Annotated in this window: 15 protein-coding genes; 2 read left to right on the top strand and 13 right to left on the bottom strand. The window is 35.6% G+C overall.

Features of this window, described 5'->3' with window-relative positions:
• The first annotated feature begins 22 nt into the window (after positions 1–22).
• Together MMF97_RS07800 and MMF97_RS07795 are read left to right on the top strand one after the other, a co-directional pair.
• Entirely contained in the window at positions 23–988 is a 966-nt protein-coding gene (locus MMF97_RS07800) for an SGNH/GDSL hydrolase family protein (protein ID WP_243361235.1), read from the top strand.
• Between the two features lie 72 nt (positions 989–1,060).
• The gene (locus tag MMF97_RS07795; RefSeq protein WP_243361234.1) at positions 1,061–2,017 is read left to right on the top strand and encodes a zinc dependent phospholipase C family protein; all 957 of its coding nucleotides are present in this window, start codon (positions 1,061–1,063) and stop codon (positions 2,015–2,017) included.
• Here MMF97_RS07795 and MMF97_RS07790 read toward each other — a convergent pair.
• The 13 genes from MMF97_RS07790 to MMF97_RS07725 form a co-directional block, all read right to left on the bottom strand.
• A complete protein-coding gene (locus tag MMF97_RS07790) occupies positions 2,014–2,748 on the bottom strand; it encodes a VTT domain-containing protein (protein WP_317228603.1) in 735 nt (244 codons plus the stop codon). The genes MMF97_RS07795 and MMF97_RS07790 overlap by 4 nt on opposite strands.
• Positions 2,748–3,428: a DUF4397 domain-containing protein gene (locus tag MMF97_RS07785; RefSeq protein ID WP_243361232.1), complete on the bottom strand. Its 681-nt coding sequence runs from the start codon at positions 3,426–3,428 to the stop codon at positions 2,748–2,750. Before MMF97_RS07785 ends, MMF97_RS07790 begins: the two co-directional genes overlap by 1 nt.
• Positions 3,429–3,507: 79 nt before the next feature.
• The gene (gene dnaN / locus MMF97_RS07780; protein WP_243361230.1) at positions 3,508–4,632 is read right to left on the bottom strand and encodes a DNA polymerase III subunit beta; all 1,125 of its coding nucleotides are present in this window, start codon (positions 4,630–4,632) and stop codon (positions 3,508–3,510) included.
• 33 nt (positions 4,633–4,665) lie between these two features.
• Positions 4,666–6,348 carry a gliding motility-associated ABC transporter substrate-binding protein GldG gene (gene gldG / locus MMF97_RS07775; protein ID WP_243361228.1) on the bottom strand — a complete coding sequence of 561 codons (1,683 nt, stop codon included), beginning with the start codon at positions 6,346–6,348 and terminating at the stop codon, positions 4,666–4,668.
• Positions 6,342–7,070, bottom strand: coding sequence for a gliding motility-associated ABC transporter permease subunit GldF (gldF, locus tag MMF97_RS07770; RefSeq protein ID WP_243361227.1), 729 nt, complete (start codon positions 7,068–7,070; stop codon positions 6,342–6,344). Before gldF ends, gldG begins: the two co-directional genes overlap by 7 nt.
• Before the next feature lie 98 nt (positions 7,071–7,168).
• Positions 7,169–7,819 carry a porin family protein gene (locus MMF97_RS07765; RefSeq protein ID WP_243361225.1) on the bottom strand — a complete coding sequence of 217 codons (651 nt, stop codon included), beginning with the start codon at positions 7,817–7,819 and terminating at the stop codon, positions 7,169–7,171.
• 146 nt (positions 7,820–7,965) lie between these two features.
• Positions 7,966–8,493: an outer membrane beta-barrel protein gene (locus MMF97_RS07760; RefSeq protein WP_243361223.1), complete on the bottom strand. Its 528-nt coding sequence runs from the start codon at positions 8,491–8,493 to the stop codon at positions 7,966–7,968.
• A 129-nt stretch (positions 8,494–8,622) separates the two neighbouring features.
• Positions 8,623–9,168: a hypothetical protein gene (locus MMF97_RS07755; RefSeq protein ID WP_243361221.1), complete on the bottom strand. Its 546-nt coding sequence runs from the start codon at positions 9,166–9,168 to the stop codon at positions 8,623–8,625.
• A complete protein-coding gene (locus MMF97_RS07750) occupies positions 9,165–9,875 on the bottom strand; it encodes an ATP-binding cassette domain-containing protein (protein WP_243361220.1) in 711 nt (236 codons plus the stop codon). Before MMF97_RS07750 ends, MMF97_RS07755 begins: the two co-directional genes overlap by 4 nt.
• 1 nt (position 9,876) lies before the next feature.
• A complete protein-coding gene (locus MMF97_RS07745; protein ID WP_243361218.1) occupies positions 9,877–10,806 on the bottom strand; it encodes a glycerophosphodiester phosphodiesterase family protein in 930 nt (309 codons plus the stop codon).
• A gap of 103 nt (positions 10,807–10,909) precedes the next feature.
• Positions 10,910–13,795 (bottom strand): TonB-dependent receptor, encoded by a 2,886-nt coding sequence (locus MMF97_RS07740; RefSeq protein WP_262916112.1) that lies wholly within the window; start codon positions 13,793–13,795, stop codon positions 10,910–10,912.
• Positions 13,796–13,803: 8 nt separating this feature from the next.
• The gene (locus MMF97_RS07730; RefSeq protein WP_243361216.1) at positions 13,804–14,685 is read right to left on the bottom strand and encodes a hypothetical protein; all 882 of its coding nucleotides are present in this window, start codon (positions 14,683–14,685) and stop codon (positions 13,804–13,806) included.
• A 122-nt stretch (positions 14,686–14,807) separates the two neighbouring features.
• Complete coding sequence (locus MMF97_RS07725) at positions 14,808–16,577, bottom strand: S8 family peptidase (protein ID WP_243361214.1); 1,770 nt, start codon at positions 16,575–16,577, stop codon at positions 14,808–14,810.
• Positions 16,578–16,769: the final 192 nt, after the last annotated feature.

Here is a 16,769-nt window from a genome sequence, read left to right as displayed (position 1 = left end):
GAAGAGATATGTTGCTGAGCAAATGAATTTTAGATATTTTGCCTGTACCCTGGTTTTAGTTTTAAGTAGTTTTCTTTATACCAAGGCTCAAACTACAGGTGCCAGTTGTCCTGATGCGGCACAATATTATGCCAAAGACAGTATTAATGTGGTAACTTTTGGCGCAAGTACTGTTGAAGGCGTTGGGGGTACAAATTTTCAATCTTATTTAACCAATAGCTTTACATCATGCTATCAGGGTAAAGTAGTTAATGTACAGAATTATGGCGTGGGTGGCGAAACCACTATACAGGGTTTACTAAGAATTGATCAGGTAATTTATGGCAAAACCGGCTTTATTGTTATTTTAATGGGTGCCAATGATGCTATTCAGATCGAAGATGGCAAACAAACCTTGGCAGATACGGAAGCCAGTATGCGGCAGATCATCGTAAAAAGCCTGAACCAAAGACTTATTCCCATTATCTGTACGCTACAAAATTTTGATGACCGTAACAACCGGAGGCTTTTTAGAATAAACGGCCATGTACGTCTCATCAACAATTTATACCGGAAATTAGCCGTTGAGTACAAAATTTATTTGTGTGACCTTAATCAGGTACTTAAGCGTGATTTCTCACTATATCAGGATATTGTGCATCCCAACGCAAGGGGCAACAGGTTAATCAGCTTTGCCATATTTGACACCATTAATAAGATTATTGCCGAACGTTTCCTGCAATTTACAGTTACCCAGAATTATCCTAATCCTTTTGCCTCGCAAACTAAAGTAGATATTGTAATGCCCGAAGCTGATAAGGTAGAATTGAAAATATACGATATACAGGGCCGGGTGGTTAAAAATGTTCTGAATGAGTATATGAATGCGGGTAAACATGTGATACAAATGGATTTGAGTAATCTGCCTCCTGGTATCTATATATATAAGGTCACTTCTTCTTCTGGTACATACAGGGCTATTAAGAAACTCATCCTGGCCGCTCATTAAGTACCTGCTCCATCTTTCTGCTTAAAAATTTATTGATTATCTTGTATTAGATATATCATTAATGCTCTTAAAATGAAGAAATTATTTTTATACCCGGCTTTATGCTGTTTGGTAGTACTTTGTACCTCTTGGGGATTTTTTGCGCACAGAAGAATTAACCAACTTGCCATTTTTACCTTGCCTCAGGATATGATCAGGTTTTATAAAGCCAATCATAAATACATTACTGAACATGCTATAGATCCGGATAAACGCAGATATATCAATCCAGCCGAAGCCGCCCGTCATTATCTGGATGTTGAAAACTATGAAAATCATATAGATAGTATTCCTGAAAAATGGGATGATGCAGTAAAAAAATATGGTTCGAAAAAACTGGATGAAGACGGTATAGTTCCCTGGCAGATACAACGTACTTATTATAATTTGGTAAAAGCTTTTAAAGAACATGATTCATTAAAAATTTTGAAATATTCTGCAGATCTGGGTCATTACATTGCAGATGCCCATGTACCTTTACACACTACCCGTAATCATAACGGACAACTTACCGAACAAGTAGGCATACATGCATTTTGGGAAAGCAGAATACCTGAGTTGTTTGCACAGAACTATAATTTTATAGTGGGCAAAGCCTATTATATTAATAATCCTTTAAAAGAAGCCTGGGATATTGTAAGGCAATCTCATACTATGGTAGATTCTGTTTTAAGATTTGAAGCAACGCTGAATAAAGCATTTCCTTCTGATCAGAAATATGATTTTTCTCAACGAGGTAATGCCGTAATGAAACAATATTCTTCTGCTTACTCTAAAGCTTATCAGGATAAGTTAAACAGTATGATAGAACGGCGCATGAAAGCTTCCATATTAAAAGTTGGCTGTTTCTGGTACTCTGCATGGATAGATGCAGGACAACCAGTACTTAAAAACCTGGTAAAAACAGAGCCTACTATTGAAGAACTGCAACAGCAGAAAGCAATTGATCAAAAATATAATGAAGGGAAAATATTAGGCAGAGATATTTAATTCTCTTCAGATACCTCTGTTTTCTTTTTAAACAGCGGTTTAATTGCTGCCCACACTACCGGAGCAAAAGTACCCAATGCAATTGCTACAATCACAAGTTCAAAATTGCGCTCTATAAAAGGCATTTTACCCAATAAGTAACCGGCAAATAGTAAACTGAATATCCATGCAATACCTCCTACAAAATTATAGAACGTAAATCTGCCAAAAGACATACGGGCTGCTCCGGCCACAAAAGGTGCTATAGTTCTGAATATAGGTAGAAATCTGCTGAAAACTACTGCTTTTGAACCATGTTTTTCAAAATACTCATGCGATTGATGGTAGTATTTAAGTTTGAGTATTTTATTTTCTTCTTTAAAGACCTTAACCCCGAAATATCTGCCTAGTCTGTAATTTAAGGTATTACCTAAAATTGCAGCAGCACTTAATAGCAGAGCCATATACCAGATATGTAATCCTGTATCGCCGGCTGCAATCAGTGCGCCCATAGCAAAAAGTAATGAATCTCCGGGTAAGAATGGCGTAACCACAAAACCTGTTTCAGCAAAAATAATGATAAAAAGTATAAGATAAGTCCAGGTTCTATATTCTCTGGTAATTGCCGCTAAAGTATCTTTAGTATCGGTAATAAGTTTTAATAACAGGTCTAAAATTTCCAAGGTTACAATTTTTGCGCTAAAATAGAAATATAGTGCTATTAAACAAGTACCTTGTTTGCATTTTGACACTAATTATATGATAATTTATTAACCGTAAGATTAGTATTTGAGGTACCACTTAACCATAACAGGTAATTCTTTCCTTCCTCAAAATCGTTAGCATTAAGTGTTTTAATTGTTGAACCGGCAACAATTTTGATTACTGTACCCTTTTCTATAATAAAATTATCTGTATAGTTTTTAAAAGGCAAGGTACTTACTAAAAGTTCTTCATCAGGTAATAAAACATTGATATTAGAAGTTACTGTAGGGCTAAGATTTACCAGCTTTAATTTAAATTTACCAACTGGTGCAGCTCCCAGATCATCTTCCATGATCAAAACATCAGGATTAGAATTTCTGTCTGTCAGGGCAAATAAAGTATAAGAAATACTGGTAACAAAAGTAAACTTATTATCAGGGGTTGTTTTTGTATTATTTGAGACCGATACGTTACGTTCTCCCGAAAATACATCCAGATAGCCTGTACTTTCACCAAAGGTTAAGTTATTCTGAATTACTTTCTGATCATCTAAAAAAAAGTTTACCTCTCCAGATGCCTGTACAGCATTTACAACCCTTACTTTAGCTTTAGGCTTTTCTATACCCTCTGGTGTATCGTTTTTCTTACAGGCAGTAGCACTAAGTAGTACTAAAAAAACTACAAGAGCCTTAGTCCGGATAAATAATTTCTGTGTTTGAGAGGCCATTTTCATTACAATTTAGTTTAAAACAACAATGGCTCGGTCAAAAACCAAGCCACTATTTTAAAATATGATACAATAACTATTAATAGCTATTGTTTAACATTACAGGCATTACAAGCATAAGAACATTTTCATTCTCATCATTAGTTTGAGGGATTAATAGACCTGCTCTGTTAGGTGTAGAAAGCTCTAAAGTAACTTCCTCTCCATTTAAATTATTTAACATTTCTATCAAGAAACGAGCATTAAATCCGATCTCTAAATCTTCACCATCATACTGGCAGCTTAATCTTTCATGCGCTTCATTTGCAAAATCTAAATCCTCAGATGAAATATTCAATTCGCTTCCATTGATTTTTAAACGCACCTGATGCGTAGTCTTGTTTGCAAATATCACTACCCTGCGTAATGTATTTAAGAACAGTGCTCTGTCAATAATCAGTTTATTTGGATTATTTGCAGGTATAACCGCTTCGTAATCAGGATAACGCTCATCAATTAAGCGACACACTAAATTGATGTTATCAAATTTGAAGAAAGCGCTGGTAGCATTGTAATCAATAGCTACATTAACATCGCTGTTTGGTAACGCAGATTTTAAAAGGGTAAGGGCTTTTTTAGGTAAGATGAAAGAAGATGCCTTATCAGCTTTGCAATCATTACGGGTATATCTCACCAATTTATGTGCATCAGTAGCTACAAAAGTAATATTTTGAGGTGAAAGCTGACAAAAAACACCTGTCATTGCCGGACGTAACTCATCATTACTTACAGCAAAAATGGTTTTGGTAATGGCTTCACTCAAAACAGAGGCTGGTACGTTTAACGACGACGCATTATCTACTACAGGAATTTTTGGGAAATCATCTGCATTCTCGCCGCTTAACTTATATTTACCATCTCCGGCACTGATCTCGATAGCGAAATTATTATCGTCTATAATAAACGTAATAGGCTGGTCTGGTAATGTTTTTAAAGTATCCAACAAGATTTTAGATGGAACAGCTACTCTTCCTTCTTCTTTAGATTCTACTGATAAAGAAGTCGTCATACTGGTTTGCAAATCAGTAGCTGAAATGGTCAATAATCCATCTTTGATTTCAAACAAGAAATTTTCTAAGATAGGCAGAACCGTACTGCTGCTCGAAGCACCATTAACTATTTGTAAATGTTTTAATAATGTTGAAGTTGATACTATAAATCTCATAGCTTGTTAAGTATAAATTCAAAAGTATGAAAATTACTTTGCATACTTAAGTTTACGGTAATAATGTTGAAAAATTGCAAAAAATATTAACAAAGTAAGCGGCAAAAGGGTGTTAATCAGTTGCCATTTTATTTTTTCTTTTCTGATTAATGACTTATCTAACAATCTGATCTTAACTTCCTTATTTCGCAGTTCTATCAGGTTATCGTGATTTGCCAAATAATCTACCAAGTTTAACAGTAAGGCCTTGTTTCCATAGTTTTGCTGAGTAAATCTATCAAAACCCAATGAGAAAGGTGACCCATCTGTATTACTGATCTGGTTTACAAAAATATCTCCATCTCCTATAACTACCATTTTGGCAGGTTTACTAGTTTCTGCAGGATTAAATTGCTCAGTAATTTTGGCGGGTACAGACCTGTTTAAAAATACCGATTTAAAGTTACCTTCAAGCAAAACACCTACAGTTTGAGGTTTACCACTCAGCTCGCGGGGTTTAGGTTGCTGTTCAAGCTCCTGCAAGGAAAGTACTTTAGGTATATTATGTAATTTATTGTAAGGAGAAGTGGTTAGAATAATATGCTTTACAACATGCTTAACCGCAATGGTATCAACAGTACTTGCAAATTCACCTTTAACATGATCAATATTTTTAACCACACTTTGTGCGGTATCAGGAAATAACAAGGGGTAATAAACCCAAGGAGCCAATTGAATGTCGCCACCCGGGCTTCCCGGTGTCGATACTGGAATTTCGGCACAATTTAGATCTGCTATCAGATTGTAATTAATTCTGGCGCCATATTCAAACAGCATATCATCCAAATTGAGATCATGGGCAATAGCCATGTGAGGTTTGCCATCAGCCAGTTCCTGCAAATCAAAGCGTACCTGATCTAAAGACCAGATCACACTTCCGCCTTTCATCACAAAATAGTTGAGCTTATATTTCTGTTCTTCTGTAAATGCTTTTTGCGGTTTAGCAATTACCAGAACTCTTAAACTGTCTAACCCTTCTTTAGTAATCTCATCTAAATTTACCCTGCCTACAACGTAACTTTCTGAAAGTGTACTGATGGCATCATATAAATAAGCATTAGAAGGCTCTCCATTTCCTTCGGTAAAACCAATACGTGGATTGTATCCCGATATTACTTTTTTAATAGACGAAGTAAAGATGTACTCAAGGTTCTGAATGGAGTTATTGATGCTTTGCTCATAACCTGAAGCTTCTCCACCCAAGTTTTGGAGGAGTTTTACAGGCATTTGTTTACCATTGCTTTCTATTAAAGCCATAGGAAATACTAATTTTTCTGCAAAACCAGCATCACTTTTGATCTTAACATTGGTAGGCTTAATACCCAGTTCAAATAAATTATGAATAACAGTATCTCGTTCTTCTGCATTAAGACCTGCCAGAGGGTCAACAAAAACTATTTTAAAATTGCCTTTGGCATAAGCCCTGTAATCATTTAAGATATCTTTAGTTGCATTTTTCAGTCTTTTAAAGGCCGCAGGCATTTCCCCATCCAGAAATACAGTTATGGTTACACCATGCTTATTGTCTTTTAAAAGTTCTTTTGTTTTTTGTTGTAAGGTAAACTTCTTTTCTTTGGTAAAATCTATCCGTGTATAAACAAAACCTGCACCCCAATTAACAGCAATGATTAACCCGATAAATAAAATTACTTTAATGAGTTTAACTTTGTTTACCATTTTCTACCTCCTAAAATCAATCGAGTAAGTCCCAAAAACACCATGATAAACGATATGAAATAAACAACATCACGGGTATCTAATACACCTCTGCTTATAGACTGATAATGTTCATTAATTCCCAGATTTGCAATAAAAGCTTCAATGCCCTGCAGAGCCTGAATCTTACTAAGTGAATTAAAACCTGTATAAGTAAAAAAGCACAAAAATACTGCTATGGCAAATGCAACAATCTGATTTTTGGTAAGGCTGGAAGAAAATACACCTGCGGCTGTAAATGCACAACCCAGTAAGATCAAACCTATATATGAACCAGTTACTGCTCCGCTATCTATATTTCCTTTGGGTAAACCCAACTGATAAACACTATAATAATAGATTAGCGTAGGTAATAAAGCGATCAGTATTAAAACAACACAAGCCAGATACTTAGCCAGGATAATCTGGAGATCTGTAACAGGTTTGGTAACCAGCAAAACATAAGTACCTTCTTTTCTTTCTTCGGCAAAAGAACGCATGGTTATGGCGGGAATTAAAAACATAAATAAAAATGGCACTAAAGAAAAGAAACCATCCAGCTCGGCATATCCATAATCTAAAATTGAAGTATCGGGAAAAAACCAAAGCATTAAACCACAGGCCAGAAAAAAGAGGCCAATAGTAATATAAGCCGTTAATGAATTTAAAAAACTAAATAATTCTCTTTTAAATACTGATAGCATGCGCCTTTAAATATGGTTGACGAAGTTATATATTATATGTTTAAAACAAAAAAGCCCCGGCAAAATTGTCGGGGCTTTTTTACTTGCAGTATTTTATCTTAGAACATAAATCCTAAGCCAACAGAAAATACCTTATTTTTAATTTTAGCATCAAATCCAGAACCACTCTCATTACCTAAATTACTTAAGCCTAAACCATAGCCAGCGTGAATATTTAAGCCATTATTTAATTGATAGCCAGTTAAAAAGTTAAGACCAAAATCCATTCTTTTCATGTCATCTGGTCCTGAACCAAATTTAATATCCTCTTTAACACCTCCGTCTTTAGTGTTTCCATTTAATGCATAAGCAACATATGGTCCTGCACCAATAAAGAATTTACCAGTACCAAGTTCAAAGTTACCTATTGCGTTTACAGGAAGCTCAAGATAAGAAACATTAACACTAGAGCTTTCTACTTCAATTTTCATATTTTCATCACCAAAAGTCTGGTTGCTTGATTTAGTACCTTTGCTCATAAAAGTTAAGCCAGGTTGTACAGAGAAAATATTAGATACTTTAAAATCAGCTACAGCTCCTACATAAAAGGTAGTTTTAGCATCTGCACTTGCAGATATTCCCATAGTAGAAATAGTCATGTTAGGAAAAGCAACACCTGCTTTAACACCAAAAGAAACAGATTTGTCTTGTGCGTTTGCAGCAACATTAAGGCCAGTGGCTAGCGCTAATAATAGAAAGATTTTTTTCATTTTTTTATTATAATTCATTGATGAACTGCAAAACTAATAAATTAGTCGATAAAGTTGTATAATTTTTAAAAACAATTAGCTTTTAACCAATAAAAAAGCCTCAGCTAAATAGCTGAGGCTTTTTTATTTACACTTTTAAATCTGGCTTACAACCCAAAATTCAATGCCGCTCTTAAACCAATGAAAGAAGTAGTCCCGTTATTTGACCAGCCTTCATAGCGTGCTCCTAAATCGACAGCCATTTTATTTGCTACCGGAAACTCAACTCCTAAAGTAGGTGCATATAAAAAAGCTGTACCTCCACCAGTTTCGGTTGAGAAAGCTGCTCCTAATTGCGCCTGACCATAGAAATTTTCTGCAATGAAATATCTTACACCAGCTTTTACAGGTATTGAACCTGAACTAAATGTATTTCCAAAAGCATCTTTCTTAGTGGTAAAACTTAAATATCCAGCTTCACCTACAAAATTCAATTTACTTGCTATCGGAGCCTGATAGTTTAACGAACCTCCTACTCCAAAGTTGTAAAAGTCTCCAAAGCTTCCCATTGGAAATGCAAAATCAGCACCAATCCCAATTTTTGAACCGCTCATAGCTGGATCTTTTTTGCTTTGTGCATTAGCTGCAAAACCTAAAGTTGCTACAAATGCTAATGATAATAAAATCTTTTTCATACAATGTTTTTATAGTTTTATTTCCCTTAACGCTGCAATTTTTAAACCAGTATATATTCCTAAAATAAATATTCCTGAAAATTGACAAACAAATTACTATTAAGCGCTGTTTTTTAAGCTTCAAACAGCTTACATATTAAAGTTGTAAGCTGCCCTCAATGCCATGAAGCCAAAGTTTGTACTTTTTAACTGAGTTTCATTATTTGGGTTTTTCACAGTCCATGCCTCATATCTTAAACCCAAGTCAATCAGATTGTTGTTTGTTTTAGATTTTAACAAAGTGCCCAAACCAGGTGACCATATAAATGAATTTTTAGTATTATCAGAACCAGATAATGCTACACCTAACTGTCCTTCAAAATATACGCCTGCTGTCGGATAATATTTTACACCTCCTTTAAGAGGAAAAGCATGGATAGATTGTAATTTGCTTCCAAAATAATTACGGCCAAAGAAATTAGAAAAACCAATGCTACCAGTTAGCGCTATGTTTGATTTTACAGTTACTTCCAGTTTAGCACTTGCACCGAGTCCAATAGCGCTTACATTAGATGCGTTACCTGAGGGCAATAACATTTCTGCTCCCAAGCCCATATAAGTTTGTGCCTTTATCTTAACCGTACAAAAAAAGAAAAACAGTATAGATAACAGGCTTACAGTTCTGATAAACTTCATGATGTTGTAAGTTGTTTAAAAATAGATTCGAGATGATCGGTATGATATTGCTCTTTGAGTGCCTGTACTGATGAATTAGCTACCAGCTTTCCCTTATTTATGATAATGATATCATCGCAAAGAGCTTCAACCTCCTGCATAATATGAGTAGAGATGATAAGGGTTTTATTTTTTCCTAGGTTTTTAATGAGATTCCTTACTTCTGTTAACTGATTAGGATCTAAACCCGAAGTAGGTTCATCTAAGATTAACACTTCCGGATCATGGATAATGGCCTGTGCCAAGCCAACACGTTGTCTGTAACCTTTTGAAAGCATACCTATTTTTTTATGCTGTTCAACGGTAAGACCAACCAGTTTAATCACTTCTTCTACCCTTTGTTTTATCTCTTTAATTCCATAAGTCTGTGCAACAAAGCTCAGAAATTCTTTTACATACATCTCTGTATATAAAGGTGTATGTTCTGGTAAATACCCTATTCGTTTTTTTACTTCTAGGGGTTGCTTAAGTATATGTTTACCACAAATTTCTGCATAACCAGAGCTAGGCGTTAAATAACAGGTCAGCATTTTCATGGTAGTAGATTTTCCTGCTCCATTAGGTCCCAAAAAACCTAAAATGCGCCCCGGTTTAGCCGAAAAACTGATCTCATCAACTGCTTTTTGGTTATTGTAATGTTTAGCTAAATTAAATACTTCAATACTCACTTTATTTTACAATTAAATTCTTAAACTTTAGCTGATGTCTCGCTCTGTAATCATCAAGCTGTTTGCCTGCCAGCGCTAATTCATCTGTTGATAAAACGTCTGCTCCGTTAGCTACTAAACGCTGAAAAATATTCTGGGGTAAATTAGCCTTTGCACTGCGGTCTAAGTTGCCCATAGTACCTAAAATAGTGCTAATCCCCTTCTCATTCAACAACTGATACAACTCTTTATCCGGTTCTGATACACCCACAAATGCAATGATCTTATCATTTGGTACGCCCATATCATTCAAACGTTTCAAATCTTCAGCATTTTTAACTGTTGCAGAAATCATAAGATCGGGAGCAAGCTGGTGTACTTTGGCTGCCTGATTGGCATTATAAGTAATGATGATAGAATTATTTTCTGATTTGGTTTTACGAACAGTCGCTATGATCTTTTCATAAGGAACGCCTTTTTTAATATCAATAGTAAACAATACTTTATTTTTACCCCAAGTTAAAACCTGTTCTAGGGTAGGTATTTTAAAAGTGGTTACTTTACCTCCATTATCTTTAAGTGTTAGCTTTTGTAGCTCTTCATAAGTGTAATTGTTAATAGGCCCTTTACCGGTACTTGTTCTGTCAAGGTTATCATCATGCATAATTACCAGAGCAGAGTCTTTACTTAAGGCTACATCAAACTCTATAATAACTGGATTATACAATGTTGCGTTTTCAAATGTTTCTATAGCATTTTCAGGGTATCCTGCCATGGGTCCACCTCTGTGTGCGCTGATAAGTGGGTATTTATCGATTTTACGGTTTAAAAAAGATTGAAATTCCTGAGCCGATTTAAAGCTGATATAATGATGTTTTGTTGCTGTTTTAGGTGGTTGGCATGAGGCAACAACAGCCACCATCATCGCTAAGCATAGATTAAAAAATTTCATATTCAAATGTAAATATTATTGTTGTATTGCCTAAATTTTAGTCCCTAACAATGAGATTAATTATAAAAAAAGCGGGAATTAATTCCCGCTTATATTTCATTTGTTAATAAAAACTTCCGTCTCCCCTACGTCTAATTTGCATGCCATTTCTTGCTTTGGCTCCTGTCCATTTTTGCAACCTTACACTGGCTTTGAGCATAAAATATCTGCTTAATGCGTTAGATTTGGTTTCGGTGGTAACCAGACCGTTTACATCTACATTTACAAAGTTATTTTGTTTTAAAATATCAAATGCCTGGAAGCTAACTGTAGCTCTACGTTTCCATAATTCTTTTTGTACATACGCGTTGATTACCAAAGGATTTGAAGTAAGGTTTGCACGAATTCCGCTTACAAAATTCTTACTTGCACTGTAACCGAGTATCAACGTTTGCCACATATAAAAACGTCCATCTACATTTAAAGCCCAGGTTTTTGTATTAACCTCGCTCAAATCAAGGGTATTGTTGCTTTTTAACAACGTATAAGAAACACTTGGGTTAACTTCCATCCACTCTGTTGGATTGATACGTGGCCCAAAACGCTGGCTTACATTCCAGGTTTGCGTAACGTTCTTTACATCATTACTCATGGCAACACCATTATTATAAGATATATTACCACTGTAAGAAAGGTTGTATTTTCTATTGTAAAATTGCTTTGATATCGAATAATTTCCACCTGCACGATATGCACCGTTCATATTTAAAAAACGGGTTTCATATTTAAAACTACCATAACTATCCGGAATGGTTACCCGGTTTCTTACAACAGAATTATCAATGAAAGTTACATTGGCACCTATGCTGTAATTTAATTTCTGGTTAGCTAAGTAATTATTGTAATTCAGGTTAATTGCATGGTTAAACGTTACTTTCAAATCTGGATTACCAACCACTGGGTTTTGAGGATTTGAAACATCTCTTACAGGTTGTATCTGGTCAAAAGTAGGTTCGGTGGCATTTCCCGAGTAATTAAGCTGGATGCTATGCTGTCTTGAAAACATATACTGGAACCTGGCAATAGGTATCAGATTAAAACTGTTTCGATGCGTAGTTGTACCTAAACTTACTTTTGTTCCGCTTAAAACTCCCGGAACCGCAGTTAAACCTGCAGAAAAACGAACTTTTGAAGTGTTGTTAAGCCCATAACGGTAATTAAAAGCTAAACGTGCCTGGGTAAATGAATAATCATAAATATTACTCAATGAATCAATTGGTTTAGAAATCCCTGCAGAATTAATATTACTTGTTATTGCCGTATTATCATACCCGTTATAGTTTATCTGTCCATTAAACTCAAATTGCGTATTTGCAGATAAAGGTTCTGTAAAAGTTACACTGGCTCTGTAATTTTTGGTCAGATTATCTCGCTCTACTATGCGGTGTACCAATGAGTCTTTAACCACTGTATTACTCGCATTAGCATAATAAATAATATTCGAATTTCTTTCCTGATCGCTTTCTTGCTTACGGCTATTTAAGCTGAGTTGTAAGCTGAAATTACGCCTAGGTTTCTTAAAAACATGCTGGTAAAATGCCGTAATACCTAAACTTGGATTTTTACTGGTACTGCTGTTTCCTCCTATCTGATCCTGATGTATAAAACCTGTTTGTAGCGTAGAGAAATTACTTCCGTTTAATGAGTTTGATAAAGATATCTCGGGTGTTATACGGAGAAAATTATTGCTATCTAAGTCTGCCTCCAGCTCAAAACTAAAACGATGATTTTTTGAATTGCTGGTACTTTTGCTTTCATTTGAAGAATAAGTAGGTGCATCTGTACCTACAATGGTTGAAATACTGCTATTTAAAGAAGTTGAATTATTATAATTATAGCTGTAATTGGTATTGATCTGAACTTTCTTACTCAACTGATCGCGATAAGAAAAACCGGCATTACCTGTGGTGGTAGTTCCGCCACTGCCGCCCGAAGAGCCTCCGCCACCCATATTTCCACCCACCATTCGTGGACTGCCACCGCCCTGGCCGCCAATAGAAATTACCTCCATACTACCACCACCCATATTTCCTGATGATGAATTAGCAACCCCTGTTACGGTATTATTAAGTCTGAAATTGGCTGTAATATTCTGATTCCCATTAATCCGGGTTCCAAAAGCAGATCCCTCATATCGTTTATTGTTACCTGCACCTGCTGAAATATTTGCCGTATTTCCCACTGATTTATCTGTACGGGTTACAATATTTAAAACCTTTTGAGGATCGCCATCTTTGATTCCAGTTCTTGCAGCCTGATCTCCATAATCATCAACAATCTGTATCTTATCTACAATGGATGCCGGCAGGTTTTGTATAGCGGTGTTTACTTCTCCACCCGAATAGGTTTTCCCGTTAATTTTGGCCTTGGTTACATTATTACCTTGATGTATTAAACTGCCATCATTACCCACTTCCATGCCTTCCATTTTTTTGAGCAATTCATCCACTGTAGCATTTTCTCTAACAATATAATCACTCGCTTTATACTCTACAGTATCTGTTTTGTAGGTAATTGAAGGGCTGCCATTTATTTCAATCTCTTTCAGCATATTAGCTGAATTGTGCATAATAACAGGATCCATTACAATTCTTGGAATGGCATCATTTTGTTTGTATTTAGTAATCAATGGCTTATATCCTAACATCGTAATGTTTAAGGTATAAGTAGCCATCTTCACATTTTTAAATACAAATATACCATCGGGATTAGTGCTGGTTACTAAAGTATCTTTTTCTGAAGTTAACCTGATGGTTACCCCAGGTAAACCCATATCCAATGAATCTTTTACAATACCACTAATTTCACGCGTAGGTAAAGCATTGGGCAAAGTTTTTGGCTTTGCCTGTGGGTTTTGCGCATAAACTGTTCGAGGTAATAAAAGCGAAATAAAAAGACAGGCAATTAACAGCAGATACCCTGCTTTAATTTGAGTAAATATAGATTTCATATGGCTGTCTATTTATTTTTTTGAAAAATATATTTACCCCAGAAATCAGTTGCCGCAAACATATCCTGTCTGGATGCATTGTTTTTAGTGTTGCCTCCTCCACCACCACCTCCGGATACTCCACTTACTGGCACTGCTCTAAAAACCATCTGTCCACCAAAACCTGCACCCATATCTATTCCATTTAATTTAATCTGATAGGCAATTTCAGGAGCTTGATCTAATTTGACACCTAAAAGTTCTAAAGGAACAGCGAATTCACAAAAGAAAAGACCCTTATCATCAAATGAAGCAGCCGCTTTTAAGCCATATTCGTTATAAATTGAAAGTGTGCTATCGGCAATGCTTTTAAACCCTGAAATCCGAATTTCTTTAACGCTTGCCAGTTGCGATTTGTGTAATGCTAATTGAATTGAATCTCGTTGAGCCTGAGTTCTTTCAACTCCTACTTGTCCACCCCCAATAATAGCTATCTCTCTTGACATCTGCATACCTTGTCCACCCATTACTTGCACACTACGTCCTCCGCTATTTCTTCCAGTGGCATTTCTAACCACTAGGGGATAGGTAATTACAAAAGCATCGTTATTTTTCTTTTTTCCTTCGGTATTTATCGTGAATGAAATACCTCCTCTTAATATTTTTGTAGCCATTTCTGTATTAGTAGCTCTTAAAGCTAAATACAGGTTTTTTTCGTCATTACATACAGTATATTGCAATTCTGTACGTTTGTTTTCGGCAGCAAAACCTGCTCCCCACTCTTGTAGTTTTCCATCGGCTTTTAAATTGGCTGGTGCCCAAAGCGATGTATTTTGTATATCAGGCAGTTTCTGCGCATAGGCGCAGTTTGTGAGTGCCATCAAAAGCAAAAAATAAAATGGTTTTCTCATAATAAATAGTTTTAGGTTTACATTTGTTTGTGTTGATTGGTTTATAGACTTATAAAAGCCTTAAAGGATTAATATCTCAAGAAAAACTCCTCAAAAATTTGAGGAGTCTATAATTTCATATCTTATTTTTTGTATTGTTCAGCTAATTTTAGCGCATTATAAGCATTCACAATTCCACCACTTACACACAGATCAGAAAAGTTTACCCTAATCGTTTCATCCCGTTCATTTTTGTATTTTATTTTATGATTTACTTTGGTTACAGATTTCATGATGATATCTTTAATCTCCAAAGCAGTTAAATGAGGATAATAACTCCATATCAAAGCGGCTAAACCTGATACTACCGGAGCAGCCATACTTGTACCATCAAATTCATCATATTTATTTCCCGGAACAGTAGAATTGATCTTAAATCCCGGAGCAAAAACATCAACTGTATATTTTCCATAGTTAGAAAATGAAGCTTTTAAATTATCATCATCCTTATAAGTACTTGCACCAACCTCAATCCAGTTTTGTGCTCTTGGCAATTTAAATTTGGCAGAATCCAAAGCAGGTTCCTTATTGATCAGGTCCTGTTTTCTCATATAAGGATTATTGGTCCCTTGCTGCATATTATCTCTTTGTATCAAAGGTATAAAAGGTTTATCTTCTGCTTTTTTATGCTTTTGAGCATATTCCTTAGCTTCAGGACTATCATAAAATTTAGTAGGATAGCTCTCAACAACATCAATATTTTCATTATCATTTCCAGCAGCGTGAACCAATAGAACGCCCTTACTTTCTGCATATTTTACAGCCTCGTCCACTACCTTTTTATCCCATTTATAAGCTTTTCCAAAGCTCATGTTAATGATTTTAGCCCCATTATCAACCGCATATCTTATTCCATTAGCCACATCTTTATCTCTCTCATCACCTGCAGGAACTACTCTTATACTCATAATACTTACATTATCCGCCACGCCCATTATACCCATATTATTCTTACGGTTAGCACCAATAATACCCGATACATGCGTTCCATGCTCAGCATCCGGGCCAATTACATCATTATTTCCATAATATCTTTCATTAGAATTACTGTAGTCATCGCCTACTAACTCTGCACGCATGTCATATTTCTCATTAAGGTTGTAATTTAAGGTCTGGTCTAATTCTTTGTTACCTTTAGCAATATTGTGGTAAAATTTCTCGATGTTCCCATCTTCTTTAGATCCCTTTCTAATCACTTTCTTAATAAAATCATCAAATTCATCATCTGTTTTAAAGCGATCTATGTCTTCTAATGAAGGAATGGTTTTCTTGTTAAGAACAGCCGCAGAATCCATCATTTTTTTAATGGCAATATAGATAGGGTAAGCCTCACTGGCTTCCTGATACTTTTTACCAAAATCGCTAACTACGCGTCTGTAAAGCTTATATTCTTCTTTTTCTGCACTATCTAAATTAGTGCTTGGAAGTGTCGATTTATATTTAGGCTCTAAATATCTCTTTATCCTTACCAGCTCTAAATTATCGTAATGTAAGTTTCCTTTCTTAGAACCTATGAAATTCCAACCATATACATCATCTACATACCCATTTTTATCATCATCAAGCCCATTTCCTGCCATTTCTTTTTTGTTGGTCCAGATTACATCTTTCAAATCTTCATGATGTACATCAGTTCCGCCATCTATAACTGCTACAATTATTTTTTGTTTAGGCTGCTTATTCTTTAATAATTCCTGGTAAGCCTTTTCTGTGCTGATACCAAAATAGCCATTGGCTGTAAGATCTAAATTGAACCAGTTTGGCGGCAATACTACATTTTTATCTTGTGCAGCTACAAATTGCACCGATATAAAAGACAACAGTATAACTAAGAAAGATCTAAAGAATTTCATAAAGCATAATTGATTTTAAACAAAAATAAGGGTTTAACACAAATAGCATGTAACAAGTCTGGGATTTAACAGACGTTAACACTTTTCTGTTTGCGCGGGGAGGTGCTGTCGGGGGAAGGGGACGGTCACGGCTGCCCCTGGGCTGGAACGCCCTTAAACAGAAAAAGCCCTCCGTCAATGACGAAAGGCTTC

This window comes from Pedobacter montanisoli, assembly GCF_022809115.1.
Lineage (GTDB): Bacteria > Bacteroidota > Bacteroidia > Sphingobacteriales > Sphingobacteriaceae > Pedobacter > Pedobacter montanisoli.
Note: the sequence above shows the minus strand (reverse complement) of the source record. Positions and strands in the feature narration are given on the sequence as shown.